Annotated in this window: 22 protein-coding genes and 1 pseudogene; 11 read left to right on the forward strand and 12 right to left on the reverse strand. The window is 41.9% G+C overall.

Going from position 1 to position 22,773, the window contains the following annotated elements; genetic code table 11:
• Position 1: 1 nt before the first annotated feature.
• The 5 genes from RMY31_RS27540 (at position 2) to RMY31_RS27560 (ending at position 5,060) form a co-directional block, all read left to right on the forward strand.
• Positions 2 to 1,672, forward strand: coding sequence for an alpha-amylase family glycosyl hydrolase (locus RMY31_RS27540; protein ID WP_322657424.1), 1,671 nt, complete (start codon positions 2 to 4; stop codon positions 1,670 to 1,672).
• A 129-nt stretch (positions 1,673 to 1,801) separates the two neighbouring features.
• Entirely contained in the window at positions 1,802 to 2,071 is a 270-nt protein-coding gene (gene rpsO, locus RMY31_RS27545) for a 30S ribosomal protein S15 (RefSeq protein ID WP_206262468.1), read from the forward strand.
• Between the two features lie 12 nt (positions 2,072 to 2,083).
• Positions 2,084 to 2,560, forward strand: a complete 477-nt coding sequence (locus RMY31_RS27550) for a PAM68 family protein (RefSeq protein WP_322657425.1) — start codon at positions 2,084 to 2,086, stop codon at positions 2,558 to 2,560.
• Positions 2,561 to 2,666: 106 nt separating this feature from the next.
• Positions 2,667 to 3,731, forward strand: coding sequence for a 3-deoxy-7-phosphoheptulonate synthase (gene aroF / locus RMY31_RS27555; RefSeq protein WP_322657426.1), 1,065 nt, complete (start codon positions 2,667 to 2,669; stop codon positions 3,729 to 3,731).
• A 219-nt stretch (positions 3,732 to 3,950) separates the two neighbouring features.
• A complete protein-coding gene (locus RMY31_RS27560; protein ID WP_322657427.1) occupies positions 3,951 to 5,060 on the forward strand; it encodes a hypothetical protein in 1,110 nt (369 codons plus the stop codon).
• A 29-nt stretch (positions 5,061 to 5,089) separates the two neighbouring features.
• Here the strand turns inward: RMY31_RS27560 and RMY31_RS27565 are convergent, their stop codons facing one another.
• The 4 genes from RMY31_RS27565 to RMY31_RS27580 form a co-directional block, all read right to left on the reverse strand.
• Entirely contained in the window at positions 5,090 to 5,812 is a 723-nt protein-coding gene (locus tag RMY31_RS27565) for a DUF305 domain-containing protein (protein ID WP_322657428.1), read from the reverse strand.
• Positions 5,813 to 6,140: 328 nt separating this feature from the next.
• A complete protein-coding gene (locus RMY31_RS27570; protein ID WP_322657429.1) occupies positions 6,141 to 6,590 on the reverse strand; it encodes an HNH endonuclease signature motif containing protein in 450 nt (149 codons plus the stop codon).
• A gap of 38 nt (positions 6,591 to 6,628) precedes the next feature.
• On the reverse strand, positions 6,629 to 7,042 hold the full coding sequence (locus tag RMY31_RS27575; RefSeq protein ID WP_322657430.1) for a hypothetical protein: 414 nt from the start codon (positions 7,040 to 7,042) through the stop codon (positions 6,629 to 6,631).
• Between the two features lie 12 nt (positions 7,043 to 7,054).
• Entirely contained in the window at positions 7,055 to 7,588 is a 534-nt protein-coding gene (locus RMY31_RS27580; protein WP_322657431.1) for a hypothetical protein, read from the reverse strand.
• A 454-nt stretch (positions 7,589 to 8,042) separates the two neighbouring features.
• On the opposite strand from RMY31_RS27580, the gene recA reads away from it, so the two are divergent.
• Positions 8,043 to 9,116 (forward strand): recombinase RecA, encoded by a 1,074-nt coding sequence (recA, locus tag RMY31_RS27585; RefSeq protein ID WP_322657432.1) that lies wholly within the window; start codon positions 8,043 to 8,045, stop codon positions 9,114 to 9,116.
• A gap of 1,096 nt (positions 9,117 to 10,212) precedes the next feature.
• Here recA and RMY31_RS27590 read toward each other — a convergent pair.
• From RMY31_RS27590 to RMY31_RS27600, 3 genes are all read right to left on the reverse strand, one after another.
• Positions 10,213 to 10,449 (reverse strand): DUF4327 family protein, encoded by a 237-nt coding sequence (locus tag RMY31_RS27590; protein WP_214433545.1) that lies wholly within the window; start codon positions 10,447 to 10,449, stop codon positions 10,213 to 10,215.
• A 1,139-nt stretch (positions 10,450 to 11,588) separates the two neighbouring features.
• Positions 11,589 to 12,008 (reverse strand): 30S ribosome-binding factor RbfA, encoded by a 420-nt coding sequence (gene rbfA / locus RMY31_RS27595; RefSeq protein WP_322657433.1) that lies wholly within the window; start codon positions 12,006 to 12,008, stop codon positions 11,589 to 11,591.
• A gap of 346 nt (positions 12,009 to 12,354) precedes the next feature.
• Positions 12,355 to 12,561 carry a DUF751 family protein gene (locus tag RMY31_RS27600; protein ID WP_322657434.1) on the reverse strand — a complete coding sequence of 69 codons (207 nt, stop codon included), beginning with the start codon at positions 12,559 to 12,561 and terminating at the stop codon, positions 12,355 to 12,357.
• Between the two features lie 165 nt (positions 12,562 to 12,726).
• On the opposite strand from RMY31_RS27600, the gene RMY31_RS27605 reads away from it, so the two are divergent.
• On the forward strand, positions 12,727 to 13,569 hold the full coding sequence (locus RMY31_RS27605; RefSeq protein ID WP_322657435.1) for a DNA adenine methylase: 843 nt from the start codon (positions 12,727 to 12,729) through the stop codon (positions 13,567 to 13,569).
• Here RMY31_RS27605 and RMY31_RS27610 read toward each other — a convergent pair.
• The 3 genes from RMY31_RS27610 to RMY31_RS27620 form a co-directional block, all read right to left on the reverse strand.
• Complete coding sequence (locus tag RMY31_RS27610; RefSeq protein WP_322657540.1) at positions 13,564 to 14,040, reverse strand: PD-(D/E)XK nuclease superfamily protein; 477 nt, start codon at positions 14,038 to 14,040, stop codon at positions 13,564 to 13,566. The two genes, RMY31_RS27605 and RMY31_RS27610, sit on opposite strands and share 6 nt — an antisense overlap.
• A 349-nt stretch (positions 14,041 to 14,389) precedes the next feature.
• Positions 14,390 to 15,616, reverse strand: coding sequence for a HetZ-related protein (locus RMY31_RS27615; RefSeq protein WP_322657436.1), 1,227 nt, complete (start codon positions 15,614 to 15,616; stop codon positions 14,390 to 14,392).
• 373 nt (positions 15,617 to 15,989) lie between these two features.
• Complete coding sequence (locus RMY31_RS27620; RefSeq protein ID WP_322657437.1) at positions 15,990 to 16,646, reverse strand: L-threonylcarbamoyladenylate synthase; 657 nt, start codon at positions 16,644 to 16,646, stop codon at positions 15,990 to 15,992.
• Positions 16,647 to 17,151: 505 nt separating this feature from the next.
• Here RMY31_RS27620 and RMY31_RS27625 point away from each other — a divergent pair.
• Positions 17,152 to 18,600 (forward strand): 16S rRNA (cytosine(967)-C(5))-methyltransferase, encoded by a 1,449-nt coding sequence (locus tag RMY31_RS27625; protein WP_322657541.1) that lies wholly within the window; start codon positions 17,152 to 17,154, stop codon positions 18,598 to 18,600.
• 58 nt (positions 18,601 to 18,658) lie between these two features.
• Positions 18,659 to 19,081: a TerB family tellurite resistance protein gene (locus tag RMY31_RS27630; protein ID WP_322657438.1), complete on the forward strand. Its 423-nt coding sequence runs from the start codon at positions 18,659 to 18,661 to the stop codon at positions 19,079 to 19,081.
• Positions 19,082 to 19,160: 79 nt separating this feature from the next.
• Here the strand turns inward: RMY31_RS27630 and psb35 are convergent, their stop codons facing one another.
• Positions 19,161 to 19,394: a photosystem II assembly protein Psb35 gene (gene psb35, locus RMY31_RS27635; protein WP_322657439.1), complete on the reverse strand. Its 234-nt coding sequence runs from the start codon at positions 19,392 to 19,394 to the stop codon at positions 19,161 to 19,163.
• 463 nt (positions 19,395 to 19,857) lie between these two features.
• Between psb35 and RMY31_RS27640 the strand changes: the two are divergent.
• A pseudogene (locus tag RMY31_RS27640) lies at positions 19,858 to 20,304 on the forward strand (DUF4332 domain-containing protein).
• Positions 20,305 to 20,360: 56 nt separating this feature from the next.
• Here RMY31_RS27640 and RMY31_RS27645 read toward each other — a convergent pair.
• On the reverse strand, positions 20,361 to 20,975 hold the full coding sequence (locus RMY31_RS27645; protein WP_322657440.1) for a TetR/AcrR family transcriptional regulator: 615 nt from the start codon (positions 20,973 to 20,975) through the stop codon (positions 20,361 to 20,363).
• A gap of 153 nt (positions 20,976 to 21,128) precedes the next feature.
• On the opposite strand from RMY31_RS27645, the gene RMY31_RS27650 reads away from it, so the two are divergent.
• A complete protein-coding gene (locus RMY31_RS27650) occupies positions 21,129 to 22,757 on the forward strand; it encodes a pitrilysin family protein (protein ID WP_322657442.1) in 1,629 nt (542 codons plus the stop codon).
• Positions 22,758 to 22,773 lie beyond the last annotated feature (16 nt).

Genomic DNA, 22,773 nt, shown 5'->3' on the forward strand with positions numbered 1-22,773 from the left:
AATGGCAGGCTTAATTGAATTTAAGTTGTTTGCTCCTCGTAATCAAGAATCTGCTTTAATTGGGTCTTTTTCTGAGTGGGAAGAGATACCAATGCAAAAAGGTGAGGATGGTTATTTTCGGACAGAGGTTAAATTAGAAGACGGCAGTTATCAATATAAATTCCGCGTTCAAACTAAGAGTCCAAATTTTGTACCTGATGAATGGGTAGATGTTATAGACCCCTATACCACAGATATCAATGAAGAAAGAAAATACGGGGTTGTGCGAATTAAAGATGGTCAACGTATTGTTGATACTTATGTTTGGCAGCACGATGATAAACCATTGCCGAATAATCATGAATTAGTCATATATGAAATGCATGTTGCTGATTTTACTGATGATGAGGTTGACCCAGAAAAAAGAGGTAAATATACAGGAGTAATTGAAAAATTAGATTATCTATGCGAACTGGGAATTAATGCAATTGAGCTAATGCCAGTTAATGAGTACCCTGGTAACTATAGCTGGGGTTATAAAGTGCGCCACTTTTTTGCTACAGAATCCAGTTACGGTACAACAGAAGATTTAAAGCATCTGATTGATGAGTGTCATGGTAGAGGCATTCGCGTTTTTATGGATGGAATTTATAACCATACAGATGAAGAATGTCCATTAATGCTAATTGACCGGAACTATTGGTACTACGAACACATGCATTATCCTGAAGACCCAGATAACTACTGGGGGCCAGAATTTAACTACAACAATTACGACGAAAAGTTAGATGTTAAGCCAGCGTGGAAATACATCGGCGATGTAGTGCAATTTTGGATTGAAGAGTATCACATAGATGGAATTCGCTTTGATGCTGTGCGTCAGTTGGCTAACTTTGAATTTCTAGATTGGTTGGCTAAACAAGGGCAAATTCATGCTGCTCCTAAACCGTTTTACAACATTGCCGAACACATTCCCGATACCAACACTGTAGTCAAGCCAGACGGTCCATTGGATGGTTGTTGGCATGAGAGTTTTCACTATTTTATGATTCCTCATATCACAGGGGAAAAATTTGAATTAGAAAGGCTAAAGGAAGTTTTAGACCCCAGAAAGCAAGGTTACGCGACTGCTATTAATACGATTAATTATCTGGCAACTCACGATCGCCAACGTCTGTTGCGAGAATTAGGCGATCGCGGTATTTTTGATACAGCTGCATTTAAGCGAGCCAAATTAGCAGCCGTTCTCTTGATTACAGCAATGGGTATACCGATGCTGTGGATGGGAGAAGAATTTGGCGAATACCAAGCCAAAAGTGAAAGCGTCACTCAGCCACAGCCAATTTCTTGGTCTTTATTGGCAGGCGAGCTGAATCACAATCTATTCGAGTATTATAAAAAACTCATTGCTTTACGTCGGCAAACTCCAGCCTTGCAAAATGGAAATATAGAGTTTTTCTATGAAAATGCAGATGCTAAAGTGCTAGCATTCCATCGCTATTATGAGTGGGGTTCTAGTGTCGTCGTTGTGGGAAATTTCTCTGACCAGAATCTAAATAAATATCACATTCCCAACTTCCCAACTGCTAATTCTTGGCAAGATTGGTTCGCCGACCGTGAGGTAGAAATAGAAAAAGATGGTATACTTATAAACTTGCCAGCCCATACAGCCAAAATACTCATTTCCCGGTAGTTAAGTTTCGGTAGTAGCTAGAATTCAAAAAGCTTCTGTCTCCTATCGATTCCACATGCACCTCAAGGGCTGCTGTGATATTATGGGAGACTGCTGCATACATTTGAAAAACTAGAAATTAAATCGATCATGGCTCTGACGCAACAGCGCAAACAAGAAATAATTTCCAACTACCAGGTTCATGAAACCGACACTGGTTCTGCCGATGTTCAAATCGCCATGCTGACCGAGCGGATTAACCGCCTCAGCTTACATCTGCAAGCGAATAAAAAAGACCATTCTTCCCGCAGAGGATTGTTGAAGCTAATTGGTCAGCGCAAACGTCTTCTAGCTTATATTCAGCAAGACAGCCGGGAAAAATATCAAGCCTTGATTGCTCGCCTTGGTATTCGTGGATAGGAACTAGCGCTTATGTCTGCTGAAGAATCTGAGCGAGTTAGCGGATCTCCTGCTTCCGAGTCTCGGTTGCCCTTTGAACCGAAAACAAAGCGCCAAAAACCTGTAAAAGCTACTAGTAAAATACCAGTACAGCCAAAACAGCCTGAAAAACAGCCGCTCTTTAGCAAAGAAGAGATGGCAATTCCCCAAGTAGTTAGCCAGCGGATGATCCGGCGCGTAGCTGGATTCTGTGGTGTACCCACAGCTTTGGGTATTGTCACCCTCGTGGCGAGTTATCTGCTTACCATCTACTCTGACATCACACTGCCTCCCATCGCTGTATTACTAGTGAATATGGGATTTTTTGGTTTAGGAGTGTTAGGGATAACCTATGGCGTTCTGTCTGCCTCTTGGGATGAAGAAAGAGCTGGAAGCCTGCTGGGCTTGGGTGAGTTCAGCACCAATTGGGGACGAATGGTGGCAGTTTGGCGCGAAACTCGGCAGAAGTAACGATGCTCGGCGCTTAGATATCAAATAACTGCGGTTTTGGAATGTTGAAGTTTAGATTTCATAACTTCAACATTGCTACGTAAAAATTTATACTACTTTAATAACTATGATCGTAGTCATGAAAAGTGGTTCCCCGGAAGCGGAAATTAACCGCATTAGTGAGGAACTAATTAGCTGGGGGCTAACGCCAGAAAAAATTATTGGTCAACACAAAGTGGTAATCGGTCTAGTAGGTGAAACTGCTGCCTTAGACCCATTACAAATTCAGGAAATCAGCCCTTGGATTGAGCAAGTATTGCGGGTAGAACTGCCTTACAAACGAGCTAGCCGCCAGTACCGTCACGGCGAAGCTTCTGAGGTAGTAGTTGGTACTCCTGATGGCCCGGTTGTGTTTGGAGAACATCACCCCTTGGTAGTCGTTGCTGGCCCCTGCTCGGTCGAAAATGAAGAAATGATTGTAGAAACGGCGCAGCGTGTCAAGGCAGCAGGAGCCAAGTTTTTACGTGGTGGGGCATACAAGCCCAGAACTTCACCTTACGCTTTCCAAGGACACGGCGAGAGTGCTTTGGAATTGTTAGCAAAAGCCCGGCAAGTAAGCGGATTGGGCATTATTACAGAAGTGATGGATGCCGCCGAACTAGATAAAATCGCGGAAATTGCTGATGTGGTTCAGGTGGGTGCAAGGAATATGCAGAACTTCTCCTTGCTGAAAAAAGTGGGCGCACAGTCGAAACCAGTTCTCTTAAAGCGGGGAATGGCAGCAACAATTGAAGATTGGTTGATGGCAGCCGAGTATATTTTGGCAGCGGGAAATCCGAATGTGATTTTATGCGAGCGAGGCATCCGTACCTTTGACCGCCAGTATACAAGGAATACACTAGATTTATCAGTAGTGCCAGTGTTACGCAAGCTGACTCACCTACCGATTATGATTGACCCCAGCCACGGCACTGGCTGGTCTGAATTTGTTCCTTCTATGGCAATGGCAGCGATCGCAGCTGGATCTGATTCGTTGATGATTGAGGTTCACCCCAACCCTCCCAAAGCTTTATCTGACGGGCCACAATCGCTGACACCGGAGCGTTTCGACAATTTAATGCAAGAATTAGCAGTGATTGCTAAAGCAGTAGGACGCTGGCAGCAACCAGCAGTAGCCTTAGCACAAAAATAGTGCTGAGTGCTGAGTTAGGAGTTAGTAGGGGCGAACGGCTGTACCCTGCGGGAAGGGCAAAGCCCTACGCCCGTACAGGAGTTATTCTCTTTGTTTCCCCCTGCCTCCCCTGCTCTCCAGTTTCAAGAGCGATTGGTTAGTGTTATATACTTCCCATTACCAATTCTTAAATATCAATCTTTATTCTGAGTTTTGTTAATAATCTCAGGGTGATGGGAAATGGTACGAAAAAAGGTTTTTCTGGTAGTAATTGGAGCGATCGCAGCAATATTAGTTGGCAGTTTGACGCATTTCAAGGTAATTGCCCAATCTCCCACCGATCTAGATTTAGCTGTTTATCATGCTCCAATTCACTATCAAGATACAGACAGCACCAAGTATAGGGGAGACTATATCACGCGGTTTGATTACGATGGCGATTGGCGAGGAACGAATAACTGGGACAACCTACAATTTCCGCTGAATGCTCATGCCTACTATTCTGTGGCAGAGACTTGCACTCATTGGTTCATCACTTATTCTTTTTTCCATCCCCAAGACTGGACTGATATTCCCTTCGACCAAGAGCATGAAAATGATTTAGAGGGACAGCTTGCGATCGTTCGTAAGGATGGTTCAACTTTTGGCAAACTCGAAGGCATCGTCACTGTATTTCATAATGACTTTTACTCTTATACGCCATCTGGTAGTCCTTTGCGAAATGGTACGGAAAATATTGATGGAACCCTTACCACGAGTAGCTATAACGGTTCTTTGCACCAGTTGACGACTCAGGAAGCTAAAGGTCATGGACTAAAAGCTTGGCCCTACGCTGGAGATTTTCAGGGAGCCAGCAACGAGGATGGAATTATCTATTATCCTTCTAAAACCACTGCCGAAGTTCCAGCTTCAGGAAACGATCGCAACGTACAATATTTGTTGCTTGATGTATTTGCCCCTAGTGGAGTGTGGCAACATCAATTAGATGAAACCTCTCTATCAAGTTCTTCTGCGCTAACTTTCGCTAGTTGGGGAACGTTCAAGGGAGACTCTAGTGGTGGGTGTGGCGCTGGTGCGCCAACTTGCAGTACAAATTCCGCCAATGCACCTTGGGGCTGGGATGATTCTAATGATGGCTCAGTATACAAGGGCGAGATGGCTTTAGACCCCGCTCACTTAACTGATGTTTACTTCGATGGTCTTGGTACTTTTGATACAACTTACATTCGTAACCGATTTATCCAGGATTTAAGGGATAGAGGATACAATTCAGCCAATCTACCTCAAGGTTGGCCAACTCAACTGAATCTTAATTCTCTGATCGGTAAGCTCAAAAACCAATGTTCGTAAGGACAGAATACATAAGTTAATTTTTCACATTACTTGTTATACCAAGCTTTGCGCCACTGTTTCATTTGCTTAATCTCTGTATTTTGTGCTTTGATAATTTCTTGAGCTAAGTTCTTGATTTCTGGACGCTTAGACTTTCGTAAAGCATCTTTAGCCATAGTTACAGCTCCTTCATGGTGAGGAATCATTGCGTTGATAAAGCGCAAGTCAAATTCTGTATCAGCAGCGCCCAAATCCATGTTCATCATCATGGCTTGCATTTGTGCGGATGACATCTGCACTGTTTTATTCTGTTGGGCATCATACGCAATTGGTTTATCTCCCGCTTTGGGATACCAAGCTGTGCGCCACTTTTTCATCTGCGTAATCTCTTGATTTTGCGCTTTGATGATGTCGTCTGCTAGCTTTTTAATTTCCGGGCGTTTTGATTTTTGCTGTGCATCATTCGCCATTTCCACTGCCCCCTGGTGGTGTAAAATCATCGCATCAACAAACCGCAAATCATAGTTAGCATCAGCTGCACCTAAATCCATTGCCATACTATGGTTCATGCCACTACCGTGATGCATTCCAATGTTGTGGTTCATCGGTTGCTTGTTGATAGTATCAGTAGCGGTGGTAGTAGTGTTTTGTGCTTGGCTTTGGTTCTTGGAAGAAGTTGTAGAACAAGCTGTTAGCACGCTGCTAGAAAAAGAAGCGATCGCCACTAAAATAAATGCCAAAAAGTTGTTTTTCAGATTAGGTAATTGCATAGAGATGATTGAGATAGTTTCCTGATGTTACACATATCTGGTTAGCTAGATTAAGCTTTCAGATGATTTATCCTTGGCTGGAGTAATCAAACCGCTTAGATAATTGTTTGCTTACAACGCGACTATACTTACTACATAGTTTGACAGCCAAAAATGAAATCAGGATGAAATCAAATACTGATTTGTAACTGTAAAACAGAGAATTGGTTACTTTTGTTTTGCTTTGCTATCAGCCTAACATACCCGATTTTACTAGTTGTGGAAGCAATCGCTCCATTTATTTTCTCTAATAAAGTCTGTTTAGAGCAATCAAAAAGTCCTGGTTAGTTTAATCTTTTAAAGATTGAAGCACCGAGCTAGGACGCGCAGCTTTCACAGAAAGATACAAATTAGGATAGCGAACAAATATATAGTGTTCATAATCATACCAATGCATCTCAGCTTTTTCTTGGTTGCAAACTTGGCAAATAACCCATAAATTCTTGAATTCCATTGATAACCAGGGATACTGTGAACGAGGTAGTTTATGATCTATTGTCTTACCACCTTTGTCAGAGTAGCGATCCCCACAAATTGGACAGTACCAGTTTGAATTTTCTTTTACCCAATCTTTGCTTTCTTGGGTTGTTCCACATTCATAATCACCATTAACATAGCGCCAGTAATCGAATTTTCTGTAATTTTCAAAATCTTGATTAGTTAGCTTGTGATATCGTCTATTACCAATTTTATTTGCAAGCTCAAATAATTCTTTCAGTTCTTTTCCTTTAAAATTCACCGTCTTTATCACTAAATATTAATAGTTGTAAATAATTTTTAATTATATTTTTTTCGATATATATTACTAGTATTTTTACTAAAATCAATAAATTCAATTTCTGTTTCCGGAAACTGCTTATCTATTTCTTCTGCAATCTCATTAACTTCTCTAGATAAACTCTGATAAAAATTTTCGATTTCTTGAATTGTGAGATATTTATTTCCAATGCGATCGCACTCTAAAAATAATTCCTCAAGCGTTAAATCTTCAAATTGGCATCTATTTAGGAAATCCTTGATTTTTTGATAAAGATTAATAACATTATTCCAGCCAATGTTTTTATAAAAGTTTTCTTTTAGCCAAGCTTGGTCTTCTTGATGAAGCTTAACTCGATTATTTGAGTTAGTACGTTGAACATCACGATAACTCATTCCTTGAAAAGTTCTTTTTTTACTTTTATTTTTAGTCACAAAGCTAATTGTTTAACCCAATGTCGATTTGAACATAATAATTAAAGCTTTACGAATTTCACTATCTTCGTACTGAAGAAGCTTTTTCGTATTAATAGCTAATTTCAGCCTGATTTCATCTATTAAATTTTTCAATGCTTTATTATCTTGTTTTAGTTGGTCATTTGCTTGAATTAGCTCATTATTATGAGAATTTATTGTTTTAATTTTCATTTCTAACACTTTGTTTGTGTCAGATAAACGTTGAATTTCAGCTTCGGATTTTTCCTGCTCCTGTTTTTTATATTTTTTCACTTCTTCAATTTTTGTAGCATATTCCTGATTATTCCTCTCTATCTCTTTAGTTTTCTTCGTTACCATACCTTTCTGAGCAGCTTGAAGACGTTGACGCTTACTTAGTTCAGAACCAGCAAAAGAAGAAATACCTCTGCGAATAGTAATTTCATCAGGATTAATCCTAAAGTCAATCACTTCTAGGGCACGCATAGCATCTGCTTTTGTCCATCCTTCACTTTCTAGTAGCTTAATAGCCTGTGACTTATTCACGGTTCTTTATAAGAGTTAATGTAAAATATATTACAATTTACAAGTTTAGTATACCCGTGTTTTTAGTTAGACTAACAATTCCAGCGGTATACTGGAGTGTAAGCCAAAATTGTAGGCAATATCTCGCGGGTGGGAATCACCTAAAGTTTTGAAAATCTTTTACAACACCAAGCTTTCGCAAGTTAGAAGTTTTGTCTTGAACTGAGATGGTATCTGGGCGTTTCTCTGTTCAAAATAACGGAGTCTAAAGATCCCTGAAGCTATGTCGCAATCCAAGTTAGTATCATTGTGCAGGACTACCCCAATGAGGTAACGATTGGGTTAGGATCTTGTCACGCTGACTTTTTAATTTCAGAAGTCCTATTCGCGAATTTTTCTGGCTAAAATAGTATATCTGTTCTACTCAGACTCCGAAACCAACACTCCTTAAAATCCATATACTTTAGAGGCAGGAATGGCTATCAACACCGATACTTCTGGCAAGCAAAAAGCGCTGAATATGGTGCTTAACCAGATTGAGCGCAGCTTCGGTAAGGGAGCAATCATGCGCTTGGGCGATGCTACCCGGATGCGGGTGGAGACGATTTCCACTGGGGCGCTTACCCTGGATCTAGCATTGGGTGGTGGTTTACCCAAGGGGCGGGTGATTGAGATTTATGGGCCGGAAAGTTCTGGTAAAACGACAGTAGCACTACACGCGCTCGCCGAAGTGCAAAAAAATGGCGGTATTGCTGCCTTTGTTGATGCTGAACATGCCCTTGACCCCACCTACGCCGCAGCTTTGGGTGTAGATATAGAAAATCTGCTAGTTTCTCAACCAGATACAGGGGAAGCCGCTTTAGAAATTGTCGATCAACTTGTCCGTTCAGCAGCAGTTGACATTGTAGTTATCGACTCAGTGGCAGCATTGGTTCCTCGCGCTGAAATTGAAGGCGATATGGGTGATGCTCACGTTGGTCTACAAGCGCGATTGATGAGCCAAGCTTTACGTAAAATTACTGGTAATATCGGTAAATCTGGCTGCACTGTAATTTTCATTAACCAGTTACGGCAAAAAATCGGCGTTACTTACGGTAGCCCAGAAACCACAACTGGTGGTAATGCATTGAAGTTTTACGCTTCGGTGCGCTTGGATATTCGCCGGATTCAAACTTTGAAAAAAGGTACAGATGAATTTGGCAACCGAGTCAAAGTCAAAGTTGCCAAAAATAAAGTAGCACCGCCTTTTAGAGTGGCGGAATTTGACATCATTTTTGGCAAGGGAGTTTCTACTTTAGGTTGTCTTGTGGATTTGGCAGAAGAAACTGGCATCCTCGTTCGCAAAGGTGCTTGGTATAGTTACAACGGTGATAATATTTCCCAAGGACGAGATAACGCCATTAAGTATCTAGAAGAAAAAACGGAATTTGCTGAACAAATTAAGCAACAGGTGCGTGAAAAGCTAGACAAAGGAGCTGTTGTTTCTGCTAACTCTGTGGCGAAGGCTAATGAAGAAGAGGAAGACGACGAATTAGAGGAAGACGAATAGCATTAAGGTCTACTCTCTCTCAAGACTTGACGATTCACAGAGAAAGGGAAAAGCCCTTCGGGTAAGGCTTCGTTGGGGAAAAGGAAAGAGAAAAATCCGTCCTTTTCCCCTCTTCTATTCCGAAAAGTATTGTTGTACTCTAGCATTTATTGTAGAGTGCTTTTTTTGCCTAGATTTTAAATCAAATAAACATACATACAATCAAATGTCAGTTCGTAGTAAGCGATTTATGGCTTTTTCAGGGTTATCAGGACTTTAGTTCTGACCCTTTGGGTGATGCTCGTGACGCTCGGTTGCTTTTAGCGTCGCCTCTTGGGCGAGGACTCTTTAATGCTGTGCTGTCGCGTAGCGTCTCACGCCACTTGGGAGAAGAGAAGACTCGCTAACAGCAGTTCCTCTATTTAGAGATACCTCAAGACTCTACCCTGCGGGTTCTGCTTTAGCAGTACGGGTGATGCTCCTAACGTCGCGCTTCGCTACGCTAACAGCACTTTGCTATCGACGAAAACCGCCTTCGCGCCAGTGTCTCCCCTTTGGGAAAAGACAGCAAGTGCTTCACCGGACTGCCTTACCGACAAGACTGCGACCCCCTCACCGCGAATGCGTATACATTCCGCGACCCTTTTCCTGTCGGAGACGCTACGCGAACGGGAAGGCCAAGGGCAAAGACTCTCTTGGCAATGACTTTGTGTAATTAATTCTGTTTACTTACTTAACAATGACTCTCTAGAAAGCTTAATTTTAATGCGATCGCTAACTCTAAAAGTTGTATAAATCAGGCTTTAATGCTTCTGCGTTAGTAAAAAATTAAAGATTTTGAATTGGGAAATATTCATCAAAATCAGAGATCATCCCTCAAATTAGGTTATTGAATCGTTTCTTGTTACATCTAAAGATCCAAAATAAACTCCCAATCCAAAATCTGAAATTACACAATCAACTAGTGCCAGGTGGCGGAAATAACTATCCAGTTTTAAAAGGTTAAAAAGCTCATATAGTAAGCTTTCTCTCTTTCTGCATACTCTTCGAGAACAACCACCCTTCGGGTTCTCCGAAGAGTACGTCGAACTGCCTTCAGCATGGTTGCCTTCTGGCACTAGTCGTTTTCCCATTGTTCGCGACCAATTAAATCGCCGATGCGATCGCGTAACAGAAAGTCACATTTCTCCAGTTCACATTCGACGCACACCCACTCTCTCGCTGGAATGTATTGGCAGAGTGTATATATTGGCTGTTGTCGGCTGATCATTCCCTTTTGCACTAATCGGCGAGCTTCGTCTTGAATTACATCCAAAGAATAGTAATTGATAGAGGGCACCGTATTCACACTCATGGTTTTTACTCACAAATTTACACGTAGATAGTGTTCCCATTAACTATTGGGAACAAACATGGCAGGGATGAGACTTGTGGCTAGGGTTTTGTAGTTTGCTATACGGAACTAATTCCATTTTGACGCTACATATCCTCAAATTATCCAAAGAAATGTTAAGAAAGTCAACAAATGCTGACATTTTCGGTAAATGTGCTTCACTTTGACATAAGTAGGTTATTAACTTACCTGCTAAAAACTTTGTATAACTGGCATTTCCCAGGTTTAAAAGTTTTGCTGTTACTACTTTTAGGCATAATTGTGTGGGTGAGAATAGTTCCTATGACGGATTGCTGATGTACCAAATAATCACCATGAGACCCTAGCTAGAGACGTTGGGATTTTTCCCTGAGTTAGCAATCCAGGGATTTCTGGTAGAAGCATGGGTATAAAGTGTTGCAAAATCTAACGGCTACCGTACACCACGAAAACTTGTAACGCGCCATCTGTTAATAATTTTTTAAAAATGACCGTAGTTTCTTGGTTAATTGCAGCACTGCAAATAAATAGACTGCCCTGGATAAACATTAGGAGCAAATTGAGATGATGTGCCTCTAGAGTAGCAGTAACTTATGTGAAAAGCTGGCCAAATCGCCCATTTAAGTCGTAGCTAGGGGGTAATGATTCAAACAATCACTAGTTAAACCTTCATCTACCACCTTGGATTTAGGTAAATTCTAAGTGTTAAAATTGTGAAGTTTTATTAAACTAATGCTTTGTGCTAACAGTAAAGTTACTGAAGAAAGACAGAGGAAAGTAGTTAGCAACTATTCTTTTTACTCCTCTTGTCTTCCTTCTTGCCCAAAGGGTCTTGAGGTCTCACGCCACGCCCCTCAAATCGAGACTGCCTTGCGGGGTTCCCTCCGTTCTGGCAAGTGACGTGGGAGACCCGCCCACGGAAATAGCTCCCGAAGTAGAGGAAGTGGCATCCAAAACTGCGACTGCCCCACCGCGTCAGCCTTAATGATAAGTTTTTAACTCTAAGTAGGATGCTCCTGTATACTCACATTGAAACAGACGCGATTGAGTCACGTCTGTAAACTGTTTGGCGAATTCCCTAGGGATGAATTGTTCTAATATTACATTGTTGTGTTAGTTACTTATTCCCAAGATTGTTCATCATATTCATCTGTAGTATCTTCTGCTACTGCTTGAGTTTCAGGCGATCGCTCATACTGGAGTTGGTTCAAGAGTGACAATACTTTAGTACCGCGTTCTATAGAGCGATCTTCGATAAAAATTACTTCTGGTGTGCGACGCAGCCTTACCCGCGCACCGAGTTCGCTGCGGACAAAACCTGTCGCCGACTTTAAGCCTGCCATTGTTTCTGCCTTAGCTTCTTCTGTACCATAAATACTGACGTAGATTTTGGCATGTTGTAGATCGCCAGAAACATCTACATCAGTAACACTTACCATTCCTGTACCCACACGATCGTCTTTAATACCGTTGAGCAGCATTTGGCTAACTTCCCGTTTGATCAATTCAGCAACACGGGAAATGCGGCGATTTGTAGCCATAATAGTTACGCCTCTTCTGGGAGGTTATACGACATCAATAAAAAGCAAGTTGGTGAAGCAGCGCGGTGAGTCCAGTCCGGTCTTGGGTTTCCCCAAGTGGAGCAAGTGGCGTGAGCGCAGCGTTAGCGACGCAGGAACGTCACCCGTACTGCTAAAGCACAACCCCCAGGGTAGGGTCTTGGGGGAAACCCCATGAGCGACTGCTGTTAGCGAGTCTTCGCCCAAGGGACGACGCTAAAAGCGTTAGCGAGTCTTCGAGCATCACCCGCAGAGTGAAGGACAGCCCTTGACGCTTGCAAAGCCATCGGAAACTGCTTTTGGGGCAGATCCTTGATATAGATTTAGTCTAGATTGTACTCAATCCAAGCATTGCACGTAAGGTAAAAGTGACAAAGACCAAGCTACCTACAAATAAACCCAAGAGGGCGATTAAGGTGACAGGGCGTTTCAATAGGGGCATTAATGGCGCGATCGTGTTCAGAAACACGCCTAAGAGAACAGTAACAAAGTAGCGGGGGTAGCGAAAGACGTTATTCCAAAATCCGTCAAACATCTGAATATAAACTGCCTTGCTATAAACTTACGTTTCTTGGGATGTGTTTTATCTATACCAATTGTAATCTATATAGGTGAAATATTACTCAGTTAATATAAAATATGGTTTTTCAGTTAAATTTTGTTATATTCAGTAGCTTAGTTTCAGCTAAATTTCGATTAAATGGTAATTCAAATCCCTAAAGCAGCTTACCCACGTCCATTTTTAAAGTGGGCGGGAGGTAAAAGCAGGTTAATTCAACAATATAATCCTTATTTTCCTAAGGATTATAAAACTTACTATGAGCCATTTTTGGGCGGCGGTGCTGTTTTTTTCCATCTGCAACCCTCACAAGCAATTTTAACTGATATTAATTCTGAATTGATTACTACTTATCGCTGTGTTAGAGATAATGTTGAGGAATTAATCTGCTTACTTAAAGAACATAAAATTAACCACGATCGAGATTATTATTATGATGTAAGAGCAAATTCCCGAATTAATGATATAGAACGAGCTGCACGTTTAATTTATCTGAATAAAACTTGTTATAACGGTCTGTATAGAGTTAATTCTCAGGGGAAATTTAACGTGCCATTAGGCAAGTATAAAAATCCTAATATTTGTCCTGAAGACTTGCTGCGAGTAGCTTCTACAGCACTTTCTAAATCTAAAATTCAACAGGCAGATTTCACAGATGTGCTGAATCAGGCGACTAGTAGTGAAGATTTCGTGTTTTGCGATCCACCTTATCATCCTATAAGTAGTACCAGCTATTTCACCGGATATAATGGTAATTCTTTTGGTGACAAAGAGCAAGAACTTTTGAGAGATACTTGTGCAGAACTAGCAAGTCGTGGTGTGAAAGTAATGGTATGTAATTCTGATTGTGACTTTATAAAAAACTTATACAAGCAGATTAATTTTAATATCTACACAATAGCAGCTTCACGTTCTATTAATTCTAATACTAAAAAAAGAGGGATGATTTACGAATTGTTAATTACATCATATGAAATTTTATAGATGATTATTGCTCCAAGCTATAAATCTATCTAAAGTATGAACCGCTAATAAATTATGGTTACATGCAACTTGCTGTCTGAGCCATTTAATAGCTCCTTCTCTCATGCCTTCACCCCCTATAACTACAATAGTTGGTGCAGGATATGAGTCCTGAATATTCAAGTTTAAATAAGGAAACTTTTCATCCACCGAACCACCGCTTTCTTGCCATTTACATTCGATAATTAGTCCAGATGGCATTACAGGTGAACCCACCACATAAAAATCAACTTTTAGGGTAGTTTTATAAATTCCAGAACCGATATAAACTTGCTTTGCATAGCGTTTTGCTAATAAACTAGCATCAAATAAAAATTCCTTGGATACATGATTTCCTACTTGGAAATAACCATGTACACTTAATATTGTCTCTACGTTACTTTCTAAAATTTTCCCTGCCTGATTAGCCCGTGCGCCTTGAGTCATAGTCATCTCAAATTCCTGTGCCACAAGTCCCATGTATTCTAGAATTTCATGGAAGTAGCAGCAAGCGATCGCCTACTTAATATGAATTTTTAATTTTGGCTGTACAAGGCTGGATTAATAGGTAGAAAGGAATAAATATTAATACTTTTGTACTAAAAAATGCCAATATTGCAAACTTGAATAGTTTCTAAATAGGAGTAAATTTGGACTATTTCCCTACCGTTCCCTCTAATTCTTCCATAAGTGGCAAAGAAGTAGAGGGTCTGTTTTGTGGTGGTCGGTTTATGGAGAAATTTATCTGTAACAACATCGGTAATCAGCGAGATTGAACTAAGTTTAATTCTAGAATTTTTTCTTAGCTTAAACCTGTTTGCACTTCAGTGTTACCGTTGCGGATAGCCCATGCTAGTTCTAAAAGTTGAGTCCAGCGCTTTTGGACTTGTTTGGGAGTGCATTTGATTGCTCTGGCGATCGCTTGGTCACTCTGGCGTGATATTTTCAACTCTAATATTTGCTGTTGTTCGGGAGACAGCGAACTCAAAAACTTTTCCCACTGCTGACAAGACAATCCTAACTTTTGCTCTAAACCTGCGCCTAACCATTGATGTACTAACTGCCATTGGTGCTGCTTAGCAAACTTTTCGGCATGATATTTGAAACGCTGTTGGAGATAGTCGCGCTGACGGCTAGTTAGACCGAGAATTTGGTCAATTTCTGGTGCGGAGAGGTCTTGGAGTTTGAGGGTGAGATAGTCCACGCAGTCAGATTGACCTTGAGATTCCAAGTATTTGATTAATTCTGAGATGACGCGATCGCGTTCTGATGCTTCCGATGGGTCAAAATTAGCTTGGGCAATCATTTGCGATCGAATTTGTTGCACCGCCGAGTTCCGCTGGTAAGATTCTGCTTCTTCACCCTTGGCAGATTCCACCGCCATTTCAATATCTACTGTAGTTTCTTGGGGCTGACGACGCGCAAAACCTTGGGCACGTAAGATAATTAATTGCTGATTATTACCACCAGGTAAATTAATCCGGCGCTTGGCATATTGCTCTGTAAACGCCATATATTCTGCTAGTTGCAACTGCGTGCGCGGTGTATAATCTTCAGGCAGTTCATTTTCGCGCCGGAAAGCTTTGATGGCTTCAATGTAAAATGCTTGGAGAAAATCTTCAATCAGGCTGTAACGAGCGTCAAAACCTAACTCAGAGCCTGCAACAGTCACATGACGGTAAACCATAGCGCCCAAAGTGCTGTGTAATTCTACACGTCCTCTTCTGGAACCCAGACGATAATAATGCAGGCACTTTTGCAGGCGATGTCTAGACAAAGTAAGTTGCCAAGACTGAATTTCTCCTGATGTTTGAATGCGTGAGCTTTTATCACAAATGCGTTTAACTTCTATAGCTATGCGTTGTGCCACGGCTTGTACACACCCAGAAGCTGCTTTCACTTGAGCCTGCATTTCTTGACACAGCAGTTGCATCAAAATATCAGTATTATTGGCTGGCAATTCTTTAGTTGAAATGCAGCGGTCAATAGTAGACGTAGAGATTGGTAGATTTGCAAGGTTAACTTTCATAACTTTTCCTGGGTGTGGTATTGCACCTTAACTACAACGCAGAGACAGCACTTAAAACTAATCTTGCTAGGATAATCAATTGCTAGTTGATCCATCAAGACCTACTGCAAGTACTGCTGACATATTAAGACTGTAATAAATTCAAAAAAGTTACAGGTCAATTAGTGTGTCGCTTTTTCACATGCAACCAATTTGACGGTGGCACAAAGATATCCACCATGCCATAAAAGTAGCCACAACATTTGCTGTGCCGACTTTTACTGCCATTCTATTTTACCCACTACCAGTTATTTTAAGTATGACGATCGCCAAACTGGAGCATTTATTTTACATGATTCCGAAACTGACAAAGTGCCCCGTGAAGTATTAGTTTTTATACCCATGCTGTCACTGCTTCCCAACCTAAACCTCGCCTTGTAATCATTGGTTCATCTCCCGTCAAGTCTAAAATCGTAGACACTTCGTATGTTGGTTCTTTACCAGTGTCAATAATTACATCTACTAAGTTATCCAAACGGTCAAATAGCTCCACACGCGATAGTCTAAGTTCTGAATCTAGCCCTGAATGTTCATCTTCCTCATCTGGCGGGAGGTGTGCCGAAGTCGAAATAATTGGATTTCCTAACGCTGCCAGCAGTGCTAAGCATACATTATGATCTGGTACGCGAATCCCGGTAGTCTTGCGCTTAGGACTTTGTACTAGTCGCGGAACTAACTTGGTCGCAGGTAGCAAAAATGTGTACGGTCCTGGGATCAGATGCCTCATAATTCGATAAGCTGTATCGTTGACAAAGGCATAAGTCGCCACATTTGACAGTGAGGGACACAAAAATGTCAGTGGTTTATCGTTTGCTAGCTGTTTGATGTGCCGCACTCGTTCCACCGCTGACTTAGCATTTAAATCGCAACCAATCGCATAGACTGTATCTGTAGGGTAGAGCATAACTGCGCCACCAGAGAGCGCTGATTTTATTTCCTCTATTCGCCGGGTTTGCGGATTATCAGGATGGACTGCAAAAATTTTTGCCATAAGTAACTTTGATTTGGAGATTTGGGGTTTTGCATTCAAGGAAAAATATAAAATCAAGCGTTGCACATATTTTTATCGGCGATCGCCTCATGCAAATACGCGAAGTTTTACATCACAATAATTGTGCAACATGAAGTATGTAGACGCGTTCGACGAAGTCGTTCTCGTTCGACGAAGTCGTTCCCGAAGGGTAGAGTAGCGGCTTGCTGTACTGCTAAAGCAGAAGGATAAAAGTTGAAAGCTGAATGATAAAAATTTTTGAGGATCTTTCAGTATCTGTTATGCCAAAAAATTAGTCAAAAGAGCATATACAGTGCAAGATATTACATTTAAGAAAAGCTGTGATGCTTCAAAGCAGACGATAGGCGGTGCGCCACCCACTATAAATGAAACAAACAAGTCAAATGCTCTTCCCTTCTGCCTTCTGCCTGATTTCTTGAAAGTCCAATTATTTATACCTCTAGAGACAGAGGGTAACTCAAATTTAACGGTTTTAAATATTTCCATGACAAACCCCCGTCAAATAGCTTTTATTGCCCTGCGAGACGTTCACAAAGGAGCTTATGCTGATGTTGCCCTAGATAGAGTGCTGCAAAAAGTTAACTTGTCTGATAGCGATCGCCGTCTGGTGACAGAATTAGTTTATGGTAGCGTCAGGAGGCAGCGCACCCTTGACACCCTCATTGACCAACTCGGCAAAAAGAAATCCCACCAACAGCCAAAAGACCTCCGCACTATTCTCAATCTAGGTTTATACCAACTGTGCTACCAAGAGCGTATTCCAGCCTCAGCTGCTGTTAATACCACTGTGCAACTAGCCAAAGAAAATGGTTTTTCTGGACTCACGGGTTTTGTGAATGGTCTATTGCGGCAGTATATCCGCCTTGTGGAAAAGGAGCAGGGGAGTAGGAGAGCAGGGGGAGCAGGGGAGGCAGGGGGAGATAAGAAAGAAAATTCTCCCTTGTCTACCTCATCTCCCTCATCTCCCTTATCTCCCCATCTTCCTTTACAACTACCAGAAAATCCGGTGGAACGCTTGGGCATTTTACACAGCTTTCCTGACTGGATTATTCAAGTGTGGTTAGACCAAATTGGTTTTGCTGAGACAGAAAAATTGTGTGAATGGATGAACCAAACACCAACGATCGACCTCAGAATCAATCCCCTCTGCACTGATATAGAGACAGTTGAGGCAGCGTTGCAATCGGCTGGGATTTTAGTTAGGCGAATTCCTTATTTGCCTCAAGCTTTACGATTGATTGGTAGCACCGGGCCAATTCAAAATCTACCTGGTTTTAGTGAGGGTTGGTGGTCTGTACAAGATAGTAGCGCTCAACTAGTCAGTCACTTGCTCGACCCCCAACCAGGAGAATTAGCGATCGATGTTTGTGCAGCACCAGGGGGTAAAACAACTCATATAGCGGAATTAATGGGAGATAAGGGAAAAATTTGGGCTTGCGATCGCACTCCTTCTCGTCTTCGCAAACTTCAACAAAATGCAGAACGGCTGAATTTGCAATCTATTCAAGTTTGCACTGGCGATAGCCGCAATTTACTGCAATTTTACAATACTGCTGACCGCGTATTAGTAGATGCACCATGCTCTGGTTTGGGAACCCTGCATCGTCATGCTGATGCTCGTTGGCGACAGACACCAGAATCTGTCCAGGAACTCTCGATTTTACAAAAAGAACTTATTTCACATACATCTAATTTTGTCAAGTCTGGTGGTGTACTCGTTTATGCCACCTGTACGCTGCATCCGGCAGAAAATGAAGATGCGCTCGCCGCATTTTTAGCTGAGAATCCTAATTGGCAAATTGAGCCTCCTAGGACTGATTCGCCTTACTCTGCCTATTCTACGCCCCAAGGCTGGCTAAAGGTCTGGCCTCATCGTCAGAACATGGATGGCTTTTTCATGGTGCGCTTAAGAAAAACCAACGATTCCGCGTGAATACTGTTTGGGATTGTACGATTTGGTGAAAGCCCCGAATCTACCAGAGGAGGCAGCAATGGTTACTGATTCCAATGTAAAAAACTTAGTTAAAATCTTAATTGGAGCCGCTTGGATTGATGGCAGAATTCAGCCAGAGGAACGGCAATATCTGCGCGAAATAGCTCAAGCAAAAGGTTTGGCAACCGATCCAGAAATTAAGCCTTGGCTGTACGAATTAGTTCCTGTACAACCAAAAGAGTGTTATGCATGGGTGAAAGATTACTTAGGCGATCGCCCCAGCTTGGAAGATTACGAAAACTTAATTGAAGCTATCAGTGGCTTAATTTATAGCGATGGTGATGTGGCGATCGAAGAAGCTAGGCTTCTGACGAAATTACAGGAGTTAGGCAAGCTGAATGAATCCAACCAACCAGCTTTTAATGCGTTACTCAAACAAATTCAAAAGCTTTACCGTCGTTGGGTTGAAGTGCAAAACTAATCATAAGTCAAGAGTCAAGAGTCCAAGTCAAGAGTTTAAAGTTTTGACTGTTGACTATTGACCATTGACCAATGACTGCTTATGACTTCGGTTCGCCCAGACCCGGAGTTTCTTCTTTTTCAACCTTGGGAACAAAGTCAGGGCGTTCTTTGCTTTCCCAACCAGGAGGACGTTTAGAGTTATACCAAGCAATAGAACCAATGGTTACAGCAGCAATAAAGCCAACCACATATACCAAGGTGAAAGCAAAAGGAAAATGCTCGCCACCTACTGCAACAGAATCTGCTGCTTGCATGAATAAATGTAAATGCATTGAGTATATTCTCCTAATTCAGGCAACACTTCTTAAGACACTATAAATAAAAATAGAGTATTAGTTACATCCCCCTCAAGTTTGAACCTGATATTACATGAGGAAGAGAACAGGGAAGCATCAGGATTTTAGCTTGATTTATCTGCCACAAATTCCCCGAACTCCATAAACAAAACGTGTGAGTTTTGCTTCCCACCAAACTTCTGAGGGCAGTTTGAAAGTAGGCGTTACAGTTAAGTATTAAGTATGGGATATCTGTAGTTTGCCACACTAACCTGAGTTGCAAGTGATGCGATCGCAAGGGTCAAAGGGTAGCAATCAAGCAATTACATAAGATTTCGATATTACAGGAATTAGCTAGCAAACGGTTTGGGCGAACATAACTTTGCTGTCGTTGTGCAATATAGCATAGGATTTTCTGTAAGTCACAATATTAAAATAAGCCTATGTTTGAGTTTGAGAAATGTCTACTAAACACACAAATAGTAGAAGTACCATCACATCTTGTGACTGGCCTATTGAGCTATTGCCTGGATTGAGTCAGGAAGAACAATCCCAACTGCAAAATTGTGGTATCGCAACCACAGGAATGCTATTCAAACAAGGCAATAGTCCAGCAGCTAGGCTGGCAATGGCAAATAAATTACAAGTTCATCTTCAGTATGTAAATAAATGAGTGGCTTTGGCTGATTTAGCGCGTGTTCCTAGTGTCGGCACACAATATTGCAGTTTATTGCTTCATGCGGGTATTGGTTCTGTAGCGCAGTTGGCTCAGGTTCCCACTCACAGATTGCATCAACAAATTTTGCGCTTACAGGTAGCAACAATGCAACGACGAGATTTGTGTCCAGCGATTGAACTGGTGCAACAGTGGAATCAGCAAGCGAAAATAGTGCTGAGTGCTGAGTGATTAATTTATAACTCTTAACTCCTGTATAGATGCGATTAATCGCGTCTCTAACTTCCTCATTCTTTGGCTAAAACTCCATTGAGGAAGATATCAGCGAGTCCTTCTGCCATCTGCTGCATTTCTTGGGGGGAAGCATCGGGTTCCATGAGGGTGTTGTTAGAAAATCCAGCGATCGCAAACATTCCTAAGAAAACTTTGGCAACAAGTTTGGCATCAGTTTGGCGATAGATGCCTTTATCCATTGCCGTTTGAAAGAATGCTTCCGCAACATCGGTCATTTTGTTAATCACTTCCATTTGGATGCGATCGCGCAAGTCTGGGTGAAACTGCACCTCCATAAAACAAACCCGCATCAAATCTACATTCTTGTGAAAATTCCACATCCGGCGACGCATCACCTGAGCTACAGCCTTATAGCTGCCCATTTCACTCAATTCTGTGAGTAAATCTGTCAAAATTTCCACCCAGCCACTAGTTGCTACTTCCACCAAAATCGACTTTTTGTTGGGAAAATGACGAAACAGAGTGCCCTCAGCGACACCCGCGGCTTGTGCCAAGTCGCGGGTAGTAGTGCCATCAAATCCTTGGGAGGCAAACAACCGTTGTGCCGCCTGTAAAATGCGGGTACGCGTTTGAGCCTCTGAGGGTGGGGGAGAATTAAAAACTCGCATAACTAACAATTATTGTGTGATTTTCGGAACACGACTTGTAGCATTATTGTCTAACGTCAAGTAAAAAAGCACCGAAAGCTTAATACTAGATTAACGCCCTGTTTGCCAAGTCGTTTTTTTCTTCGGTAGTGAAATTTTACTCAATTGTCGCTTATGAATCAGCACAGCCGTTCAATTTGGGATTTATCCCATCAAGTATCTGTAATGTTGCGTCGGCTATTGGCAATGTTAACAGCACTGATAATTTTCTGGTGTGGGCTAATTCCAGAAGTTGCTCTAGCACAGACTCAGACTGCACCTCCTCCTCAAAGGACACAACCCAGCAAAACCGAAATTCCACCAGCGCCAAGTTCGATTCAACCCTATCTGGATCGAGTGATTAAGCAGTTGACAGAGTTTCGCCTCGAAAATGGGATGAAGTTCATTGTCTTAGAAAGGCATCAAGCACCAGTAGTTTCCTTTCTTACCTATGCGGATGTAGGTGGTGTGGATGAACCAGACAAGAAAACTGGTGTAGCACACTTTTTAGAGCATCTGGCATTTAAAGGTACAACACGCATTGGTACAAAAGACTACAAGGCAGAAAAACCTCTACTAGACCGATTGGAGCAGTTAGATGCTCAAATTAAAACCGCGAAAACCAACGGTAAAAAAGATGAAGTCGTCCGTTTACAAGCTGAGTTTCAGCAATTGGAATCGCAAGCTGCCAAGCTAGTCAAGCCAAACGAGATGGGGCAAATTGTCGAACAAGCGGGAGGTGTAGGTTTAAATGCCAATACTTCGACAGAAGCCACTTGTTACTTTTACAGCTTTCCTGCCAATAAGCTGGAACTCTGGATGTCATTAGAGTCAGAGCGATTTCTCAACCCTGTATTTCGCGAATTTTATAAAGAAAAAGATGTGATTTTAGAAGAGCGACGGATGCGGATAGAGAATTCACCCATCGGATTGATGGTGGAGAAGTTTATCGATACAGCTTATAAAGTTCATCCTTACAGGCGGCCGGTAATTGGTTATGACGAAGATATCCGTAACCTGACACCGGAAGATGTGCAAAAGTTTTTTAATACCCACTATGTTCCCAGTAATATAGCGATCGCCATTGTTGGAGATGTCAACCCAACTGAGGTGAAGAAACTGGCGCAAACTTATTTTGGACGCTTTCAGACCAAACCAAAAGCTGTTGCCAAAATCCTGGTGGAACCACCACAAAAACAAACACGGGAAGTTACTTTGCAGCTACCTTCTCAACCCTGGTATTTAGAAGGTTATCATCGTCCAGCAGTTACTCATCCCGATAATGTGATTTATGAAATCATTGGTAGTTTATTAAGTAACGGGCGAACATCGCGGCTGTACAAGTCTTTGGTAGAAAAGCAACGCTTGGCGCTAAATGCACAGGGTTTTAGTGGATTTCCTGGGGATAAGTACCCGAACCTGATGCTGTTTTATGCTCTCACAGCTCCTGGACGCACAGTAGATGAGTTGGCGCTGGCTTTGCGCCAGGAAATTGACTCTTTGAAAACTGAGCCTGTGGCAACAGATGAATTGCAGCGGGTGAAAACCCAAGCACGAGCGGGTTTGTTACGCACCCTCGATTCAAATACGGGGATGGCTCAGCAATTATTGGAATTTGAAGTGAAAACTGGCTCTTGGCGGAATTTATTTAAGCAGTTGGATGAAATTGCAGCGGTGACACCTGCGGATATTCAGCGGGTGGCAAAGCAGACTTTTACGCCTGAGAATCGCACAATTGGTAAGCTGTTGTCGAAACAGGGATGAGAAACAGACCACCTAG

The organism is Dendronalium sp. ChiSLP03b, from assembly GCF_034531165.2.
GTDB classification, from domain to species: Bacteria; Cyanobacteriota; Cyanobacteriia; order Cyanobacteriales; family Nostocaceae; genus Dendronalium; species Dendronalium minutum.

Coding starts and splice junctions, on each gene's coding strand:
- RMY31_RS27645 (WP_322657440.1), bottom strand. CDS start 20,975: ATGCGAGTTTTTAATTCTCCCCCACCCTCAGAGGCTCAAACGCGTACC.
- rbfA (WP_322657433.1), bottom strand. CDS start 12,008: ATGGCTACAAATCGCCGCATTTCCCGTGTTGCTGAATTGATCAAACGG.
- RMY31_RS27565 (WP_322657428.1), bottom strand. CDS start 5,812: ATGCAATTACCTAATCTGAAAAACAACTTTTTGGCATTTATTTTAGTG.
- RMY31_RS27620 (WP_322657437.1), bottom strand. CDS start 16,646: ATGGCAAAAATTTTTGCAGTCCATCCTGATAATCCGCAAACCCGGCGA.
- psb35 (WP_322657439.1), bottom strand. CDS start 19,394: ATGCATTTACATTTATTCATGCAAGCAGCAGATTCTGTTGCAGTAGGT.
- RMY31_RS27650 (WP_322657442.1), top strand. CDS start 21,129: ATGAATCAGCACAGCCGTTCAATTTGGGATTTATCCCATCAAGTATCT.
- rpsO (WP_206262468.1), top strand. CDS start 1,802: ATGGCTCTGACGCAACAGCGCAAACAAGAAATAATTTCCAACTACCAG.
- RMY31_RS27550 (WP_322657425.1), top strand. CDS start 2,084: ATGTCTGCTGAAGAATCTGAGCGAGTTAGCGGATCTCCTGCTTCCGAG.
- recA (WP_322657432.1), top strand. CDS start 8,043: ATGGCTATCAACACCGATACTTCTGGCAAGCAAAAAGCGCTGAATATG.
- RMY31_RS27615 (WP_322657436.1), bottom strand. CDS start 15,616: ATGAAAGTTAACCTTGCAAATCTACCAATCTCTACGTCTACTATTGAC.
- RMY31_RS27540 (WP_322657424.1), top strand. CDS start 2: ATGGCAGGCTTAATTGAATTTAAGTTGTTTGCTCCTCGTAATCAAGAA.
- RMY31_RS27610 (WP_322657540.1), bottom strand. CDS start 14,040: ATGACTATGACTCAAGGCGCACGGGCTAATCAGGCAGGGAAAATTTTA.
- RMY31_RS27600 (WP_322657434.1), bottom strand. CDS start 12,561: ATGTTTGACGGATTTTGGAATAACGTCTTTCGCTACCCCCGCTACTTT.
- aroF (WP_322657426.1), top strand. CDS start 2,667: ATGATCGTAGTCATGAAAAGTGGTTCCCCGGAAGCGGAAATTAACCGC.
- RMY31_RS27560 (WP_322657427.1), top strand. CDS start 3,951: ATGGTACGAAAAAAGGTTTTTCTGGTAGTAATTGGAGCGATCGCAGCA.
- RMY31_RS27605 (WP_322657435.1), top strand. CDS start 12,727: ATGGTAATTCAAATCCCTAAAGCAGCTTACCCACGTCCATTTTTAAAG.
- RMY31_RS27630 (WP_322657438.1), top strand. CDS start 18,659: ATGGTTACTGATTCCAATGTAAAAAACTTAGTTAAAATCTTAATTGGA.
- RMY31_RS27625 (WP_322657541.1), top strand. CDS start 17,152: ATGACAAACCCCCGTCAAATAGCTTTTATTGCCCTGCGAGACGTTCAC.
- RMY31_RS27590 (WP_214433545.1), bottom strand. CDS start 10,449: ATGAGTGTGAATACGGTGCCCTCTATCAATTACTATTCTTTGGATGTA.